Origin of the sequence: Oceanobacillus jordanicus, from assembly GCF_022095695.1 — a bacterium.
GTDB classification, from domain to species: domain Bacteria; phylum Bacillota; class Bacilli; order Bacillales; family Amphibacillaceae; genus Oceanobacillus_B; species Oceanobacillus_B jordanicus.
On record NZ_JAIFZM010000001.1, the window covers coordinates 113896 to 133175 of the forward strand.

Annotated in this window: 14 protein-coding genes; 8 read left to right on the forward strand and 6 right to left on the reverse strand. The window is 39.8% G+C overall.

Features of this window, described 5'->3' with window-relative positions; genetic code table 11:
- Positions 1-12: 12 nt before the first annotated feature.
- From K3T81_RS00565 to K3T81_RS00575, 3 genes are all read right to left on the reverse strand, one after another.
- Entirely contained in the window at positions 13-1371 is a 1359-nt protein-coding gene (locus K3T81_RS00565; RefSeq protein ID WP_238017945.1) for a gluconate:H+ symporter, read from the reverse strand.
- A 169-nt stretch (positions 1372-1540) separates the two neighbouring features.
- The gene (gene gntK, locus K3T81_RS00570; RefSeq protein WP_238017947.1) at positions 1541-3109 is read right to left on the reverse strand and encodes a gluconokinase; all 1569 of its coding nucleotides are present in this window, start codon (positions 3107-3109) and stop codon (positions 1541-1543) included.
- 4 nt (positions 3110-3113) lie between these two features.
- Positions 3114-3848 (reverse strand): GntR family transcriptional regulator, encoded by a 735-nt coding sequence (locus K3T81_RS00575; protein ID WP_238017448.1) that lies wholly within the window; start codon positions 3846-3848, stop codon positions 3114-3116.
- 446 nt (positions 3849-4294) lie between these two features.
- Here K3T81_RS00575 and K3T81_RS00580 point away from each other — a divergent pair, with 446 nt between their 5' ends.
- The 6 genes from K3T81_RS00580 (at position 4295) to htpG (ending at position 13035) form a co-directional block, all read left to right on the forward strand.
- Positions 4295-6334: a BglG family transcription antiterminator gene (locus K3T81_RS00580; protein WP_238017450.1), complete on the forward strand. Its 2040-nt coding sequence runs from the start codon at positions 4295-4297 to the stop codon at positions 6332-6334.
- 2 nt (positions 6335-6336) lie between these two features.
- Positions 6337-6621, forward strand: coding sequence for a PTS sugar transporter subunit IIB (locus K3T81_RS00585; RefSeq protein ID WP_161464000.1), 285 nt, complete (start codon positions 6337-6339; stop codon positions 6619-6621).
- A 30-nt stretch (positions 6622-6651) separates the two neighbouring features.
- Positions 6652-8010 (forward strand): PTS ascorbate transporter subunit IIC, encoded by a 1359-nt coding sequence (locus K3T81_RS00590; protein ID WP_238017452.1) that lies wholly within the window; start codon positions 6652-6654, stop codon positions 8008-8010.
- 84 nt (positions 8011-8094) lie between these two features.
- The gene (tkt, locus tag K3T81_RS00595) at positions 8095-10092 is read left to right on the forward strand and encodes a transketolase (RefSeq protein WP_238017454.1); all 1998 of its coding nucleotides are present in this window, start codon (positions 8095-8097) and stop codon (positions 10090-10092) included.
- Between the two features lie 105 nt (positions 10093-10197).
- Positions 10198-10992, forward strand: coding sequence for a histidinol-phosphatase HisJ family protein (locus K3T81_RS00600; RefSeq protein ID WP_238017455.1), 795 nt, complete (start codon positions 10198-10200; stop codon positions 10990-10992).
- 165 nt (positions 10993-11157) lie between these two features.
- Positions 11158-13035, forward strand: a complete 1878-nt coding sequence (htpG, locus tag K3T81_RS00605) for a molecular chaperone HtpG (RefSeq protein WP_238017457.1) — start codon at positions 11158-11160, stop codon at positions 13033-13035.
- A 122-nt stretch (positions 13036-13157) separates the two neighbouring features.
- Here htpG and K3T81_RS00610 read toward each other — a convergent pair whose 3' ends face one another.
- Positions 13158-13589 (reverse strand): Rrf2 family transcriptional regulator, encoded by a 432-nt coding sequence (locus K3T81_RS00610; protein ID WP_058950290.1) that lies wholly within the window; start codon positions 13587-13589, stop codon positions 13158-13160.
- Between the two features lie 160 nt (positions 13590-13749).
- Here K3T81_RS00610 and K3T81_RS00615 point away from each other — a divergent pair, with 160 nt between their 5' ends.
- The gene (locus K3T81_RS00615; RefSeq protein WP_238017459.1) at positions 13750-14613 is read left to right on the forward strand and encodes an SDR family oxidoreductase; all 864 of its coding nucleotides are present in this window, start codon (positions 13750-13752) and stop codon (positions 14611-14613) included.
- A 79-nt stretch (positions 14614-14692) separates the two neighbouring features.
- On the opposite strand, the gene K3T81_RS00620 is transcribed toward K3T81_RS00615, so the two are convergent.
- On the reverse strand, positions 14693-14911 hold the full coding sequence (locus K3T81_RS00620; protein ID WP_238017461.1) for a hypothetical protein: 219 nt from the start codon (positions 14909-14911) through the stop codon (positions 14693-14695).
- A gap of 171 nt (positions 14912-15082) precedes the next feature.
- On the opposite strand from K3T81_RS00620, the gene K3T81_RS00625 reads away from it, so the two are divergent.
- On the forward strand, positions 15083-18232 hold the full coding sequence (locus tag K3T81_RS00625) for an SNF2 helicase associated domain-containing protein (protein WP_238017463.1): 3150 nt from the start codon (positions 15083-15085) through the stop codon (positions 18230-18232).
- Between the two features lie 135 nt (positions 18233-18367).
- Here K3T81_RS00625 and K3T81_RS00630 read toward each other — a convergent pair whose 3' ends face one another.
- A complete protein-coding gene (locus K3T81_RS00630) occupies positions 18368-19195 on the reverse strand; it encodes a MurR/RpiR family transcriptional regulator (RefSeq protein WP_238017465.1) in 828 nt (275 codons plus the stop codon).
- Between the last annotated feature and the right edge of the window lie 85 nt (positions 19196-19280).

Here is a 19280-nt window from a genome sequence, read left to right on the forward strand (position 1 = left end):
ATGACACATCCTTTAAACAAATATACTTAGTAGTAAAATGAAGCCTAGACCCACAACGGAAATCACGGTTTCTAGTAAAGTCCATGTGGAAAAGGTTTCTTTCATGGTTAGACCAAAGAATTCCTTGAACATCCAAAATCCTGCATCATTTACGTGTGAGGCGATTACACTACCGGCCCCTGTTGCTAAAACCATTAATGCTAGATTGACATCTGTTCCTTCCATTAACGGAATCACGAGTCCTGCTGTTGTTAATGCGGCTACTGTGGCTGAGCCTAGGGAAATTCTTAAGATTGCAGCGATAATCCATGCCAATAGAATTGGTGACATACTACTACCCTCAAATAATTCTGCCACAGAATCGCCAACACCACCATCAATAAGTACTTGTTTAAGGACACCGCCACCACCAATAATGAGTAACATCATACTAATGGAACGAATGGATTCTTCTGCAGATTTCATGACATCTTTCATTGGAATGCTTCGTGCAATGCCCATTGTGTATATAGCTAGCAACACTGATAAAAGCAATGCAGGAGTTGGCTCCCCGACCAGGTGAACAATTTCAAAAAATAGATTGTCTGAAACGCCCCAGACATCTTGCAGCAAATCAATAATCGTGGCGAACGCCATAAGAATAACTGGGAAAATAGCCGTAAATACGCTGATCCCGAAACCTGGTGTGTCTTCTATTTCAAATTGTTTTACTTCACCTAATGATTTAATATCCCCGGTTTTCTGGAAGGCATCCGGCACAAGTTTTTTTGCAACAATGGTAAATAGCGGACCCGCTATAACCACGGTTGGGAGTGCAATGATTAAACCATAAATTAAGACCATTCCAATATTTGCTCCGTATTGCTGGGCGATAACTGTTGGCCCAGGATGTGGTGGTAAAAATCCGTGGGTCACAGATAACGCTGCAATCATCGGAATCCCTAAATAAAGGGTAGAAACTTTTAGCTGTTTTGCAATCTGATAAACGATTGGAACTAGCAATACTAGACCAACCTCGAAAAATAGGGCAATACCAATAATAAAGGAGGCAATTACGACGGCCCATTGGATATTTTTTTCCCCGAATTTATTAATTAATGTAAGCGCGATACGTTGGGCGCCACCCGCGTCAGAAATGAGTTTACCTAAAATGGCACCAAACCCAAAGATTAGCGCAATGTCTCCAAGTGTATTGCCCATCCCGCCTTCAATTGAACTAACAATTTCATGAAGTGGCATTCCTAATGCTAAAGCCACTAAAAACGAGACAACGATTAGCGAAATAAACGTATTTAAATTTAATTTCATAATTAATAGTAATAAGACGACAACCCCTAAAGCTACGATAAAAAGGGGTGTGAGATTTTCCATTACAGACACAACATTCAGCTCCAATCTAGTTAGTAAGTGTTATTGTTTTATTGTTTTTTCTCAAATGCACTGCGCTTTTCTTGTCTAGCTCCGTGCGTCAGAAACTAGGCGGCTTCACGTATCGCCCTACGATAAGTCATCATCGGCTCGTAACCTCACCGTGATTCCTTTATCTCAGTTGATTCGTTCCATCCGCTACGTTTCTAAGCGACGCACTACGCTTTTCTTGATACTTAGCGATTTGCTCGTACTCATCTTCCAAAGATCTAGAGATCCGTATGAAAATGGCCATCAATTCACGATAAGATTCCGCGTGTGCGTTATCTGGCTCATGTTTGTTTGTATAGCCGATTAGGTCTTCTGCCACATCAAAGGAGTCAATTTTCCCTTCGGCATAAAGGCCTAATAGACAGGCACCAAGACAAGATGACTCATGGCTTTTCGGGATGATAACATCCTGATCAAAGATATCCGCCATCATTTGGCGCCATAACTCTGATCTGGCAAAGCCGCCTGTTGCCTTTATGGCCGTTACATCGGTATCCATGACCTCTACCAATGCTAGAAAGACAGAGTATAGATTAAAGATGACACCTTCTAATGCTGCACGTACCATATGTTCCTTTTTATGATTTAAGGTTAATCCAATAAAGGAACCGCGAACATTTGCATTCCATAGCGGTGCACGCTCTCCAGCTAAGAATGGATGGAAGAGTAACCCGTTTGCGCCTGGTTCAACACGACTAGCAATCCTCGTCAGAACCTCATAAGGATCGACACCTAAGCGTTTTGCCGTTTCTACTTCACTTGCTGCAAATTCATCACGAATCCAGCGCAACACCATGCCACCATTATTGACTGGACCACCAATAACCCAATGATCTTCAGTTAAGGCATAGCAAAAAATTCTGCCCTTTGCATCTGTTCTTGGCTCAGGGATCACGGTACGAATGGCACCACTTGTCCCAATGGTGACAGCAACTTCCCCTTCCTTGATGGCGTTTACACCAATGTTAGAAAGAACGCCGTCACTAGCACCGATAACAAAGCGCGTATCCGTTTTAATACCCATCTCACGAGCTAAATCAGAGTCACATCCAGTTAGAATCTCCGTCGTGGAAGCAAGACGTGATAATTGGTCTGCTGAAATCCCTGCGATTTCCAAGGCTTCCTTATCCCACTCCAATGATTTAAGGTTCATCATCCCTGTTGCTGATGCAATGGAGTGATCTACTACATAGTCGCCAAACAATTGATAGAAAACGTATTCTTTAATGCCAATGTATTTTTTGGCTTTCTGCGCAATTTCCGGCTTATCGTGCTGTATCCATGTAATTTTACTTAATGGGGACATCGGATGAATTGGTGTGCCTGTTCTTAAATAAACGTCATGCCCGTTCAAATCTGATTTGATTTTCTTAGCCCAATGGGCACTACGGTTATCTGCCCACGTAATACAACGGGTCAGAGGCTGATTCTTTTCGTCCATGGCGATCACACTATGCATGGCACTGCTGAACGATACAAACGATAGGTTATCAGGATCAATGCCTGAATGGTTCATCACATTTTTAATGGATAGGCGGACAGCTAAAAATATTTCTTCCGGGCTTTGCTCAGCTGTTGAAACATCTGGTGTACTTAGCTCATAACCATTGTTCTCCTGTGCCACTATTTCGCCCGTCTCACGATACAATACTGCTTTTGTGCTTGTTGTCCCAATATCGACCCCAAGCATATATTTATTTGAATTCAATACTTTCCCTCGCAATCTTCATCATTTCTTCATTACTCCATATCTTTTCTACTTTATTCTGGACATCATTAAAGTTTTTATAAAATGCTTGATTAATTAAATCGGTATCCTTGTTTTCGATGGATTCCATGATTAATTCATGATTGGCAATCACACGCTCAAAGTCTTTATCGTTTTCTTCCAATCGGTAGCGCATGGATAGAAGAATTAAACACTCCATTACGGGTTTAATGTTCGACCAAAGCATGGAGATATAACGATGATCAATGGATCGGATGATCGTTTCATGAAACTCTAGGTCGAGAAAAGAAAATTCGTCGATATCCTTATACTTGACCGCGATCTTCATCATTTCAATTAACTTTTCAAGCTCACCGACCAGTTTGCCGTTATCCTTATGCAGCAATCGCTCAAAGACAAAGGATTCCACCATCAGGCGTATATCATATATTTCTTCGATATCTTTTTCGGAAATTCCAACTACCACGACACCCATTCGTTCAGGTCGAACAAGGTTTTCAGTGGTTAATGTCCGGAGTGCTTCTCTGATGGGTGATCTACTTACTTGAAATTCTTTGGCAAGCTGGTTTTCGGTTAAAACGGTTTCATCTTTAATAGCCTTTGTAATAATCCGCATACGCAACTCTGCCACTACTCGTGCACCCATTGACGCATTTACTAGTCTCTTTTCTGGGTAAAGGGCTTTCATATGAATCAACATCCTTTAAATAGAAGATGAATACTTGTATACAAGTATCCTAACATATGTATTTTTTGTTGTAAACGCTTTTAATTGACTCTATTTAAGTTTGGATAATCGATGCTGTGGATGAAAGTATTGGTGTATAGCTTGAGCAGCCATTGGTAAATAACATTGTTAAGGAATGAGTTAAAGAGAACTGGTGCAAATTGCCATTGGTATTTTTAAAAAGGATTGTAATATCTTAAGGTACAACTTCCTGTATGATATTAATCTGCTGTGTAATCTACGGTTCTTATTAATAGGGGCACCTTCAAGTAGAATAATAGGTACATAGTTGGAATACAACATAATAATGATAGACAGCCCAATAGGTGTCTAATTGGGCCTTCATTAATTGGGCTAAGATGTTATTGTATCAACGTTGTAAGCGTTTTATAATTTGGAGGAGAGGTGGAGGGGTACTTTTGTTTGACCAGAGGTCCTATAGGCTTTTTGAAGAAATAACAAAACATGAACAGATTACGAAACAGGAGTTAATGAGGCAATTAAATTTGACTGATAGGCAGTTAATGTACGACTTGGAAAAAGTTAATCACGCATTAAGTTGTAATAAACTTCCTAAGTTTGATATTCATCATCCAACAATTCACGTTGACGATCAATTGAAAAAACTTCCCAAGGCAAACTTACTTCTTGAAATGCATACAAATCCATTCACTATTTCTGAACACGATAGAGTTTATCTGATTTACTTATATACTTTTATACGCAAGGAGCCAGTATCGAATTATCATTTTCAGCTAGTGCTACGTGTAAGTAAAAATACTGCACTAACCGATGTTAAAAGGTTAAAAGACATTTGTAAACAATGGAGTAGCGAATTTAATTACACGAGAATGGATGGCTATCATATTGTCGGACATGAGATGGACAAACGCAGAATGGCAATCTTCAGTGTGAATCATTTGCTTTCTCAACCTCTCGGAAAAGAAATTATTGTCTTAGCATTAAAGTCATGGGGAAATACAGAGATTTTAATAAAAACACAGCAGATAATAAATACTTTTTTGAAAGATAAGGGACTGAATCTTGTAAAAAGCAGAAAAGCGGAAATGATAATTCATCTGGCATTTATAAATGTACGTAATCAACATATGGATTTGTTGTTAACTGAATTTGAAAAGCAATTACTTGAACGGCAAAGCATGTTTAATTATGGGAAAGTATTGGCAGAAGAACTTTTCTCTGAAGGAGGTGGGAATGAGAGCTATTATGTAACGATTCAATTATTAACAGCACTTCAAGTTGTCACAAGTAAAGATAACCGCCCTTTGGAAGTTCTTGCGGGGCAAATCGTAGACGAATTTGAAAGAAATACACTCTTACCCATAAAGCAGAAAGAATTTTTGAAACAAAGTTTATTTGATCATCTTGTTCCTGCGTTTTTTAGAATTACGTTTGGAATACCATTAGTCAATACCCTAACGGAAACCATTAAAGCTGAGTATACCGAACTATTTCAATTCGTGGAACGGTCACTCGCTCCATTGACGCTCTGGACAGGTAAAGATATCAGTGAAGCTGAAATTGGATACTTTACAATGCACTTCGGAGGCTTTCTAGAAAACACGAAAAAACTTAAGTCCGATAAGATAACTGCTCTAATCGTTTGTTCAAATGGCTTAAGTTCGTCTATTATGCTTGAGGCCCAATTGAAAGATATGTTTCCTGAAGTAGTTTTTTGCAGAGTGAACAGCGGCGATAAGCTGGAGGATATTTCTACCAATACGTATGATTTGGTATTTTCAACTGTTCAGGTCGTATCTGTTAAGCCGTTATTTATTGTTAAACCGCTGTTGTCATTGGTGGAAAAGAACTATCTAAACCAATCTGTCATTAAGCAGTTCCCTAGCTTAAGCGAACGTAATTTCTCAGTAGATCAATTGATGGAAGTAATTAAAAAGCATACAGAAATTAAAAATGAAAACAAATTGTTTTCCGACCTAGTTAATCTATTTTACTCACATAACCAGAGCAAGGGGATGCATAAACCAATGTTATCAGAGTTACTGACACAAGAAACTATCTGTTTTACAGATGAAATTCTGGATTGGAAAAATGCAATCATGGAGGCATCACAGCCATTGATTCAATCCAATAAAGTAGATAAACGGTATGTTAATGCCATGATTACGAATGTAGAAGAAGTAGGGACATATATTCATATCGGTAAAGGAATTGCTATCCCACATGCTAGACCGGAAGACGGCGTTAACCAACTGGGCATGTCTTTCTTGAGAACGAGAAAACCGGTTTTATTGTTAGACCAAGATGATCATAAAATTGATATTTTTATCTGCCTAGCAGCTGTGGACAGTGAAGCACATTTAAAGGCGTTAGCGCAGTTGACTAAAATTTTAGGTGACAAAGATCTGCTTGAATCCATAAAGAGTGCAGAAACTGCTGAGCAGGTCATCGAAATAATAAAAAAGGGGGAGGAATAATGATGAAAATTTTAGCAGTGTGTGGATCCGGTTTGGGGACTAGTTTTATGGTAGAAATGAATATTAACCAAATTTTGGGTGAGTTAGGTGTTACGGATGTAGAAGTCTCGCATTCTGATTTAAGTTCAGCAGTTCCAGGAGATGCAGATGTATATTTCCTTGCAAAGGATATAGCGGATGGTGGGGCGCACCTGGGAGATGTTGTAGTCATGGAAAGTATTATTGATATGGATGAATTAAGAACAAAGGTAAAAAAGGTGTTGGAAGAGAGAGGAATCATTCTTTGAAAATAATAAGATCTTGGGGAGGATATGCTTATGAGTACACTGATTGATATTTTAAGTCAACCAGCAATATTAGTAGCATTAATTGCATTAATAGGTCTTGCTGCACAAAAGAAAAAAATGTCGGACACAGTCAAGGGAACGACCAAAACATTCGTCGGTTTCTTGGTGATTTCAGCTGGTGCGGGTATATTACAAACCGCTTTAACTCCATTTGGGGCAATGTTTGAAGAAGCATTTAATGTTTCCGGTGTTGTGCCTAATAATGAGGCAATTGTGGCACTCGCTTTGACTGACTATGGTACAAATACAGCACTTATTATGTTTTTTGGAATGGTTGTCAACATCTTAATTGCAAGATTAACTCGTTATAAATATATATTCCTGACAGGACACCATACTTTATACATGGCAGCTATGTTAGCAGTGATAATGGCCGTTGCAGGATTTAACACATTCGGATTAATTGCTGCGGGTTCTATTGCATTGGGTATTATTATGACTTTATCTCCAGCTATTCTTCAACCATTTATGCGACAGCTTACAGGGAATGACAATGTTGCTTTAGGGCATTTCAGTGCAGTCGGATATGCTGCAAGTGGCTTGGTTGGCAAACTGTTCAAAGGAAGTAAAGAAAACAACACTGAAAATATCAACTTTCCGAAGGGTCTTGGTTTCTTACGTGATAGTACGGTGAGTATAGCACTAACAATGATTATTATGTATGTTATTGTAGCTTTGTTTGCTGGCCCTTCATTCATTGAATCTGAATTAAGTGGCGGTACAAACTTCCTAGTATTTTCATTCATACAGGCTGGTAGCTTTGCAGCTGGTGTATTCATTATTCTATCAGGTGTTCGTTTGGTACTTGCGGAGATTGTACCTGCATTTAAAGGAATTTCTACCAAACTTGTGCCTGATGCCAAACCTGCATTAGACGTGCCTATTATATTTACATTTGCACCAAATGCTGTTCTAATCGGATTTTTTGCAAGTTTCATTGGTGGGATCTTTAGTATGGTAATTATGGTTTTCGCTGGGGGTGTCATTATATTACCAGGTGTGGTTCCACACTTTTTCACAGGTGCAGCTGCCGGAGTATTTGGTAATGCAACTGGTGGATTTAAAGGTTCCATTGCAGGGGCTTTTGTAAACGGAATCATTATCTCGTTCTTGCCTGTATTCTTAATGCCGGTGCTTGGAGAGCTAGGCTTTGCAAATACAACATTCTCCGATGCGGATTTTGGGGTTTCAGGCATATTCTTTGGTACATTGGCAAACTACTCCGGGCCAATAGCCATTACCATTGGTTTAATTGTAATTATTGCTTTAATGGCAATCCCTGCTAAAAAGAAAAAGTCTAGTCATAAAGGGGAAGAAAAAGCTGTTTAATTCAGGTTGTACATGGTGAAGTTCTGTTGAGCTTCACCATGTTAATGAATGAGCTACAGATAATTAATCTCTGGAGGTTTTGCAATGACAATATTACATTCAACAATACAGGACTTATCCATTAATACCATTCGTACTTTAACAATCGATAGTGTCGAGAGAGCACAGCATGGGCATCCTGGAATGCCGATGGGGGCAGCTCCCATGGCATATAGCTTATGGAAAAATGTGATGAATATTAACCCCGAAAATCCAAGTTGGTTTAATCGCGATCGTTTCGTATTATCCGCTGGGCATGGTTCTAACTTATTATACAATTTACTTCATCTTTCGGGATTTGACGTAACAATGGAAGATTTAAAGAATACAAGACAATGGGGAAGCAAAACTCCGGGTCATCCGGAATTTGGAATAACACCTGGGGTGGAAGCAACAACAGGGCCTCTAGGGCAAGGTATCCCTGTGAGTGTTGGAATGGCTTTAGCTGAAAGGCATCTTGCTGAAACGTACAATAAGTCAGATTATCCAATTGTAGACCACTACACCTATACAATATGTGGTGATGGTGACTTGATGGAGGGAGTATCTTATGAGGCAGCATCACTGGCTGGCCATCTAAAGCTTGGCCGTCTAATCGTCCTCTATGATTCTAATGACATCAGTTTAGATGGCGAATTAGATTTGACCTTTTCAGAGGATATTAAGAAGCGCTTTGAATCATATGACTGGCAGTATTTAAAAGTTGCAGACGGCAATAATGTAGAAGCGATCACAAAGGCCATAGAGGAAGCGAAAGCTGATGCGGAACGCCCTACGATTATAGAAGTGAAAACCGTTATTGGCTACGGTTCACCAACCTTGCAAGGTACACATAATGCACATAGTGATCCATTGGGAAAAGAAGAGATTGAACGTACCAAGAAGTTTTATAGTTGGAATCATGAAGATTTCTATGTCCCAGAGGAAGTCTACAAAGACTTTGGAAGTATAAAAGAAAATGGGTTGGCAAGAGAAAAGGAATGGAATAAGCTACTTGCTGAATATCAGCAGGAATACCCTGAACTTGCAAACGAGTTGGAAAGAGTTGAAGCCAGAGATTTACCTGTTAATTGGACTGATGAGTTACCAGTTTATGCAGAGGGTGATGAGCTCGCCACACGTGTTGCTTCAAGCGAAACGTTAAATGCTTTGGCTGAGAAACTAACCGAATTAGTGGGAGGGTCAGCTGACCTTGATTCATCTACCAAAACTAGATTAAAAGAATACGTTGACTTAAACAGCAAGGATTATTCTGGTAGAAATATCCGTTTCGGTGTACGAGAGTTTGCCATGGGGGCTATTTCCAATGGACTCGCGTTACATCACTTACGCCCATTTGTAAGTACATTCTTTGTTTTCTCAGATTACCTGCGACCAGCAATACGTTTAGCCTCGTTGATGAAATTGCCGGTAACCTATGTCTTTACTCATGATTCAATTGCAGTTGGCCAGGATGGACCGACACATCAACCCATTGAACAGCTTGCATCCTTCCGAGCAATGCCAGGGGTTTCTGTAATTCGTCCAGCAGATGCAAATGAAACTAGAGAAGCTTGGAAAGTAGCTATTGAGGAAACGGGTAATCCTACAATGCTAGTTTTGGGAAGACAGGGTTTACCAACATTAGCTAACACAGATAAATTGGCTACCAATGGAGTTCGAAAAGGAGCCTATACCGTTTCGGAAGCAGCAGGTAAAGCAGTTGGTATTATCATAGCAGCGGGTTCCGAGGTTTCGTTGTCAATTCAAGCTCAATCGTGTCTAGCTGAAGAAGGTATATTTGTAAATGTAGTTAGTATGCCATCGTGGGATTTGTTTGAAAAACAATCACCTGAGTATAAAGAAAGTGTACTGCCAGCCAACCTACCAAAACGCTTAACGGTTGAAATGGGTGCCAAAATAGGGTGGAGAGAATACGCAGGCTCAGAGGGGGCAGTGATGAGCATTGATACTTTCGGAGCATCAGCACCTGGTAATGAAGTTATAGAAAGGTATGGCTTCACTGTAAGTAATGTGGTTAATAATTTTAAGCAACTATTGTAAACTATAATGAGAGGGTAACCTTTTACAGGGTTGCCTTCTTGCTTTTGTAATGACAATATTACCATTCAATAGTTTTATAGCTAAATAGTCATAGGAGGAGACAAGATGTACCTTACAGATTATCATCATCATACAGATAATTCTTTTGATTCCAAAGCTAGTATGGATAAAGTATGCTCGGAAGCAATAAAAAAAGGGATTAATGAAATTTGCTTTACTGAACATTATGCAGTAAACCCTAATCTGCCTACATATGGTCATATGGATTTTCAAAGGTACTTTAACCAAATTGAACAAGTACGAAATAAATACGGCAAACATTTAGTAATTAAAGCTGGTATTGAACTTTGTGAACCTCATTTAATGATGGACACCTATAGGGAGGTTCTACAGGAACTTGAACTGGATTTCATTCTAGGGTCTGTACACAATATTAACGAAATAAAATTAAGAAAGTTTATGAGTGGTAAAACACCTGTTGAAGTTTATCAAAGCTATTTTAATGAAGTCTTCTCATTAGTGTCAAATGCTGATATAGACGTTATTGCACATTTGGATTTGATGAAGCGCTATGCTATCGAGGCAAAAGGTAATTACGATTTCAATTATTTCCGAAAAGATCTCGAAAGAATTCTCATTAAAGCAATTGAGAGAGGGATAGGCCTAGAAATTAATACATCGGGAATTTCTAATGTAAAGGTAAACGAAGCATTTCCGAACATAGACGTCTTAAAGCTTTACCATTCTCTTGGCGGACAAATACTGACCATCGGGTCGGATTCTCATCTTGCTGAAACAGTGGGCGCTCATCTTAAAGATGCTTTGTCAATTGCAAAAGAAGCTGGCTTTGAATACATCTATACTTTCGAACAAAGGCAGCCAAAGAGAATAAAAATTTAGCTTCCCTCCATGTCGTGCAACTTGTACTGGTATTCGTTATTGGGAAACTGTCAGAAGCAAATAGGATTGACATGTAAAAATGATTATGGTATTAAAAACATAGAGGGATTAGCACTCAAGCTAGTCGAGTGCTAATGAACAAAATACGAAGGGGAGTTATGTTACATGGCAAAGATGGAATTTAAAGCAGAATCAAAAAAGCTTTTGGATATGGTAATCAATTCGATTTACTCCAAGCGTGAAGTTTTCTTAAGAGAACTTGTTTCAAATTCAAGCGATGCAATGGATAAAATTTATTATCGCGCTCTTACAGATGATCAGATTTCGTTTGATCAAGATAACTACTACATAAAACTTGTCCCAAATAAAGATACACGAACTTTAAAAGTAATGGATACAGGGATTGGGATGACAAAGGAAGAACTGGAATCCAATTTGGGAACCATTGCTAGAAGTGGATCTTTTAACTTTAAAAATGAAAATGAAATTAAAGATGGGCACGACATTATCGGACAGTTTGGTGTTGGCTTCTATGCTGCGTTCATGGTGGCAGATAGAGTAACGGTCACTACAAAATCTATTGATAGTGATGAAGCGTATCAATGGCAATCTCAAGGCTCTGATGGCTACGAAATTAAACCAGTACAAAAGGACGAGCCAGGTACTGAAATAGTTTTAGAGATTAAAGAAAACACCGACGAAGATAATTATGATGAGTTTCTTGAAGAATACCGTTTACGTCAAATCGTGAAGAAATACTCTGATTTCATTCGCTACCCGATTAAAATGGATGTTACAGAAAGCAAACCAAAAGAAGGGTCAGAAGGAGAGTATGAAGAGGTTGTCTCCGAACAGACGATCAACTCTATGGTTCCAATTTGGAAAAAGAACAAGAGCGAGCTTACGGATGAAGACTATGAGAACTTCTATAAGGAAAAACATTACGGCTTTGATACGCCACTGAAACACCTTCATATTAACGTGGATGGAAGCATTCGCTATAATGCAATTCTGTATATACCAGAAAATGCTCCATACAATTATTACACGAGAGAGTATGAAAAAGGCCTAGAGCTGTACTCAAATGGTGTTCTAATTATGGACAAGTGTGCAGATTTGCTGCCAGATTACTTTAGTTTTGTAAAAGGGATGGTAGATTCTGAAGACCTATCCTTGAATATTTCCAGAGAGATGTTGCAGCATGACCGTCAATTGAAACTAATTGAAAAGAACATTAACAAAAAGATTAAAAAGGAATTGCAAAGCATCCTGCGAGATGACCGTGATAAGTATGAAAGATTCTTTAAAGCATTCGGACAGCAGCTGAAGTTTGGTGTATATAGTGATTATGGTGCAAATAAAGAGGTATTGCAGGATCTACTATTGTTCCATTCCTCAAAAGAAAAGAAACTAGTAACGTTAGAAGAATATGTATCAAGAATGCCAGAGGATCAGAAATATATTTACTATGCAATCGGCGACTCTATTGACCGGATTGATAAGCTTCCGCAAACAGAAATGGTAGCCGAAAAGGGCTATGAAATTCTTTATTTCACAGATGAAATTGACGAATTTGCTATTAAGATGCTTATGAACTATAAGGAAAAAGAATTTAAATCTGTTTCAAGTGGAGACCTTGGAATCGATGAAGAAGAGAACGAAGAAGCGAAAGAGAAAGAGGAAGAAAACAAGGAATTATTTGATGCAATGAAAGAAGTATTGGCTGGTAAAGTGAAGAATGTTCGTGCATCAAAACGATTAAAATCACACCCTGTCTGTTTGACTGCAGAAGGTGATATCTCTATTGAAATGGAAAAAGTTATAAATGCGATGCCAGATAACCAACAGATTCAAGCTGATAAAGTACTGGAAATCAATGTTGATCATGAGGTGTTCCAATCCTTAAAACAATCGTACGAAAAGGATAAAGACAAATTAAATTTATTTACAAACCTGCTATACAATCAAGCATTACTTATAGAAGGATTACCGATTAATGATCCAGTTGAATTCACACGAGATATTTGTAAAGTGATGGTTTAATAGAAATTGACCGGGTTCCCCACAAAGATTAAAAAGTAACAAAGGCGACATCTTCACAAGAAAAGAAGATGTCGCCTTTGTTTTTTACCTTAGTAGGGGCTGCTTTTGTAACTACCAATAGGTTATATTCCCTCTTTCATGTGAATATCTTTTACGATATCTTCAATTGTTACATGTTGAAGTACCTTTTCTAATGCTAACTGGGCGCTTGAGAGGATTGGTACAATCGTCTCCTGAATGTTTCTACCAACCTCGCATTTGGGACTTGGACTAGGGTGCACGTTAAATAGTTCGTTATCTTGTACGACATCAACTGCCTGATATACGTCCAGTAATGTAATATCTGAGAGCTTTCGAGCTAATGTTGTGCCAGCAACCCCTGGTCGCACCTCTACTAATCCGGCTTTTTTAAGCATGCCTGTTATTTTCCTAATAAGTGCAGGGTTTGTATTCACACTTGCGGCTAAATAATCTGACGAACTAACTCCGTCTTTATTGAATGCTATAAGCGTGAGAATATGGATTCCTACAGAAAACCTGCTGCTAATTGCCATATTAAATCACCTTCCTTGCAATATTATACCAGTATTTAAAAGTCTTGTAACGATAATGGTTACAGCACTTTAGTTGACATCTTTACAAGTTGTAATTAATATGATTACAAGTAACCAATGTGGTTACAACAGCCCTCGGGGGAGATCAGGAGGAGTCACAATGAAATTCTTAGTAACAGGAGCGACCGGAAAACTTGGTAGTAAGATAGTGGAGAAAATACTGGAGACTATTCCCGCAAGTCAGTTAGTGGTAAGTGTACGTAACCCGGAAAAGGCGACACATTTAAGCGAACGTGGGGTAGAGGTTCGCCATGGTGATTTTGACCAGCCTGAATCGATGGATGCAGCATTTACAGGGATTGATCGCTTGTTAATTATTTCCGCAGATGGTGATAATGAAACAAGGATTAGACAGCATACGGATGCGATCGCGGCTGCAGAACGGGCGAAAGTGAAATTTATTGCCTATACAAGTATAGCAAATGCAAGTGAAAGTAAGATGATCCTAGCGCCACCCCATCAAGCAACAGAAGCGGCGATTCTGAAAACCGGTATTCCATATGCCTTTTTACGAAATAATTGGTATTTGGAAAATGAAATTGCGAGTACTCAGGGGGTTCTTGCAGGTGCACCATGGGTTACCTCTGCCAAAACAGGGAGAACTGGTTGGGCATTGCAGCAAGATTACGCAGAAGCAGCTGCAACTGTTTTAATCGGAGAGGGTCATGAAAATAAAATCTATGAGTTATCTGGCACCCCGTTGACTCAAGAGGCTTTAGTGTCTGCTCTCGAATCGGTTCTTGAGAAAGACATAGCAGTACAACAAGTAGATGACGATACCTATGCAGATACAATGAAGGATGCAGGAGTACCAGAAGCTGTTATTCCCTTCCTGCTTGGAATACAAGAAGGTATACGCGAGGGAGAGTTAGACGTAGTGAGTAGTGATTTTGAAAGCGTGTTGGGACGTCCTGCAACATCAATCAAGGAAGCATTACGAATCATATTAAACCAAATTTCTTAAATGACATGCTGAAGCGAATATCACTAGCTTCAAAGTATTAAAAAGGCCGGGCGAATTGACTTCGTCTGGCCTTTTGCTCTTATAAATACTTATGGGTCTGGTTCTTGGTTTTGTTATTTTTTTGAGACAGTAATAAAACCAATTGATAAATACTTGAGATAGCGATAACAGACCCAATGATTACATATGCTGCTTGAAAGTCGTTTGCTGCATATGCATAGACAATAACGGAGGCAATTAGGGCAATAATAAGATGGAACCCTATCTGAAATTTTCTATACCCTTCTGACTTATTCATGATTCATTTCCCCCTGCTAAATTTTTCCTTCATTCCATTATACCAAGCGGCGGGACCATAGAAAAGTTTCTCGTTTAGAACACGAACACTCATTCTTTTTGCTCTACTCCCTATATGATACAATTAGAATACCAATTTGATCGGAATCTGATGAAAAGCAGGCGAGATGCTGTGAAAATTACGCTAACTGACAAAAAAATTATAGAACGATGCGGAGCGGTTTCCTTTAAAAAAGGTCACGCGTTTTATAGTGCGACGAAAGTAACGTTGGATACTGTCACAACAACTCATTGTGAAGCTGTTGTTGCAGGCAAGGAAAACTTTTATGTGACGATTGAACAAGCTGAAGGAGAAAAACTGCATACAACTTGTAGCTGTCCTTCTCTTGCTTCTTTTAACAAGGATTGCCAACACGTCGCGGCAGTGTTGCTTGCATTACGTGAGCGGCATCGTGAGGAGCTTGCCACAGGGTTTATAAACCTGTTTGATAACAAACCCGTTCGCCATAGTGGGGAGCAACGACATTTCGAGAACCGGGAAAACCTTCGTGTATCCTTTACGTTTAAGCCTATTAGTCTTAACACAGGAGAGACCCTTTTTGGAGTAGCATTACAATTGGGAAATGAAAATGTGCGAGATGTACGAGAATTTTTAAGACAGGTAAAAGCAGGGGGCTCCTATGTCCTGTCAGATAAGCTTACCTATGATACCACTAGCCATTACTTTTCCACAGAGGAAGATGCCATTATCCAACAGCTAGTCCGAGCGGTCCAGGATGAGATGGCGTATTTGGAAGGAGATACTGCCGTGACGGAGCGGGAGACACTTCTCCTCCCAACTTCTTCATGGAAAAGGCTCTTGCCACAAGTCCTTGGGATTTCTTCGATTACGGTACAAGACGGCGGACGAAGTTATACAGGGATCCGTTTGGCAAAAGGACCATTGCCATTACAGTTTAATTTTTCCGAAACAGATGGGACCCACTATACACTTGCTATTGATGGGTTCGAAGAGTTGACGATTTTACATGCTTACGAGTCTGTTCTAGCATCCGGGAATATCATTGAATTGAACAGGAAGGATTATACCTATTTGATTGAGCTTAAAAAGATGCTCGAGAACGCAGGGACAACCGACCTTCCAATCCCAGAAAATCAAGCAGCCTTTTTCACAGAGAAAGTCGCTCCAAGTCTAAATAAAATTGGCACCGTAAATATGGCCGGGACAGTAACAGACCACTTGCCCAAAACGCCGTTAGTGGCGAAGCTCTATTTAGATCGTGTGAAAAATCGTCTGCTTGCAAGCGTGGAATTCCAATATGAAAACAATACAATTAATCCATTAGAAGAAGAAATAGAACCTCATGGCATTATCATTCGCGATATGGAAAAGGAAGAGAAGATTATCGAGTTGATGGAGGAGGGCCAGTTTGCTAAAACAGACGGTGGTTACTTCTTACATAATGAGGAGCTGGAGTATAACTTTCTCCATCATCTGCTTCCAAAGCTACAGAAGCTTGTTAATGTGTATGCAACCACAGCGGTCAGAACCCGAGTAATGAAAAGCCCAGTTAAACCAAGGATAAGGGTAAAGCCCCACCGTGAGCGGACGAACTGGCTGGAATTTAAGTTTGAAATGAAGGGTTTTCCCGAGCGAGATATCCGGGAGGTGCTAGCAGCACTAGAGGAAAAACGAAAGTATTATCGGCTGCGAGACGGTTCCCTGCTCTCATTAGAAACAAGGGAATTTGAAGAAATTAAACGCTTCTTGCACGCAGTACCTGACCAGCATAACGAGCTAGATAGTGGGTTAGATGTACCGTTGCTTCAGGGTCTCCAGCTGCTTGATGTGGTAGATGACGATGTATTTACAAAAGAAGACTCTTTTCGGCGTTTTCTTGAACGCATTTCACACCCTGAAGCTAGCTCGTTTTCGATTCCAAAGAGCTTGATAGACGTGTTAAGAGAGTACCAGAAGGATGGGTACAGGTGGATGAAGACGTTAGCCAGCTATCAATTTGGTGGAGTGCTTGCAGATGAGATGGGATTAGGAAAAACGTTACAAAGTATCGCCTTTCTTTTATCAGAGCTTCCGGAAATTCGTAAAAAGAAGCTCCCCGCTTTGATTGTGTGTCCTTCCTCGCTTACCTATAACTGGCTACATGAGCTAAAGAAATTTGCACCAGCTATCAATGTCACCATTATAGATGGAAGTAAGGAAGCGCGGACTAACATGAGGCGACAGGCAATGGAATGTGATGTTGTAATTAGCTCCTATCCATTGTTACGACAAGATATCCATTGGTATGAAAAACAAGCATTTCATACCGTACTGTTTGATGAAGCACAAGCCTTTAAAAATCCGATAACCCAAACAGCACGTGCCGTGAAAAAGATTCAAGCAGATTACCGGTTTGCGTTAACCGGAACACCGATGGAGAACTCACTCGAAGAATTATGGGCTATTTTTCATGTTGTTTTCCCTGAGCTTTTTCAAGGGCTAAAAGAATACAGCAATCTAACGCAAAAACAGGTTTCCAGGAGAATTCGTCCATTTATGCTACGCAGGGTAAAACAAGAGGTCCTTGCTGAACTTCCACAGAAAACAGAGGAAGAGGAATCTGTGGAATTGCTAGAAGAGCAGAAAAAGCTTTATGCTGCCTACCTGGCTAAACTGCGCCATGACACTTTAAAACACCTGGACAAAGATACATTAAGGAAAAACAAAATAAAAATACTTGCAGGATTAACGCGTTTACGTCAAATTTGCTGTCATCCCGCATTATTCGTTACAGGTTATAAAGGAAAGTCAGCTAAGCTGGAGCAACTAAAGCGCTTGGTTGAGGAATCACGCCTAGCGGGCAGAAGGGTCCTTGTTTTCTCACAGTTTACCCAAATGTTATCCATTATTGGAAAAGAGCTGAGCCAAGAAGGCATCCCATATTTTTATTTGGACGGCCAAACGCCATCAGAGGAACGTGTGGATCGGTGTAATCGATTTAATGAAGGGGAGCGGGATATGTTTCTCATTTCCTTGAAAGCTGGTGGGACAGGTCTCAATCTTACAGGTGCGGATACCGTTATCTTATATGACAGCTGGTGGAATCCTGCTGTTGAACAACAGGCAGCCGATCGTGCGCATCGGATCGGGCAGCAAAATGCTGTGCAAGTAATTAAGCTTGTTGCACGCGGTACGATTGAGGAGAAAATGAATGAGCTTCAAGAAAGGAAGAAACAACTGATTGAAGCAGTTATTGATCCGAAGGAAAAGCATGTTGCTTCACTTACAGATGAGGATATTCGGGAAATTTTGCAGATGTAGAGCAAGAAAGAAACATTTAAGATATAGCGTATTCAGTCCTACGGAAAGTAGTACACTCTAATCCGACCCTGTTACGTAATCTAGTTTACCCACTCCTAGTTGTCAGGAGTGGGGTTTATTTTTGGCATAGATCTCCTACTTCTTCGGTAGTTTATCCTGATAGTCCTTTCTAACTTGGTGTAAATCGTGGAGGTTTTGTAGGGCATGTTCTCCCATTTGCTTTCCTACGTTAATCACAATGCTTTCAATTAATGCAATTGGCGCCACCATGGAATGGAAGTCCCCCACATCTCCTCTGCTTGTGAACAGCACATGATCCGCCTGTTCTAGCATGGGGGAGACAAGGAGATCGGTCATTAAAATGGTCCGGACTCCTTTTTTCTTGGCATAATCCAATAAAACATTGATTTCCACGGAGGCTTGAACAAACCCAAAAATAAACAGTACATCCCCTTCCTTAATATGAATGACCCCTTCAAATATCTCATGTCCGCTTGGTGCAAGGGTGTATACGTGTGGATTAAAACGTTTGAGGCGAAAGCTGAGCAATGTAACAAGACTTTGTGCTGAACCAGCACCAAATAAATGTACGTTTTCCGCTTCGGCAATACTATTTACTGCCTGCGTGAAGTCATCATCGGCCAAGTGCTTTTTTGTTTCCGCTATATAGGTGGTAGCATGATCAAGCATTACTTGGACATAGGATTGCTCATGCTGCTTCAATGCGGATTCTACTTTGCTTGCAGGTGTGACGGAAGCGTCTTGCAAAAGGGAGTGTTTGAACTCACGTAGGTTTTTAAAACCAATGGCACTCCAAAAGCGAGATACTGTCGCAGCGCTTATATTGCAAGCTTTTGCTAGCTCGGATTCAGTCATATATGGGACAACGTCTATGTTTTTATGTAAGTAGTCTGCTATTTTTTGTTGGCTTTTAGAGAGGTTCCATTTCGAGAAGTCTACCAAATTCCTCATCTCCTTTATAAAATCCATTATACAACAAAAATGAAAGAAAAATTTCATATAATACAAAAAGAAATAAAATTTACAC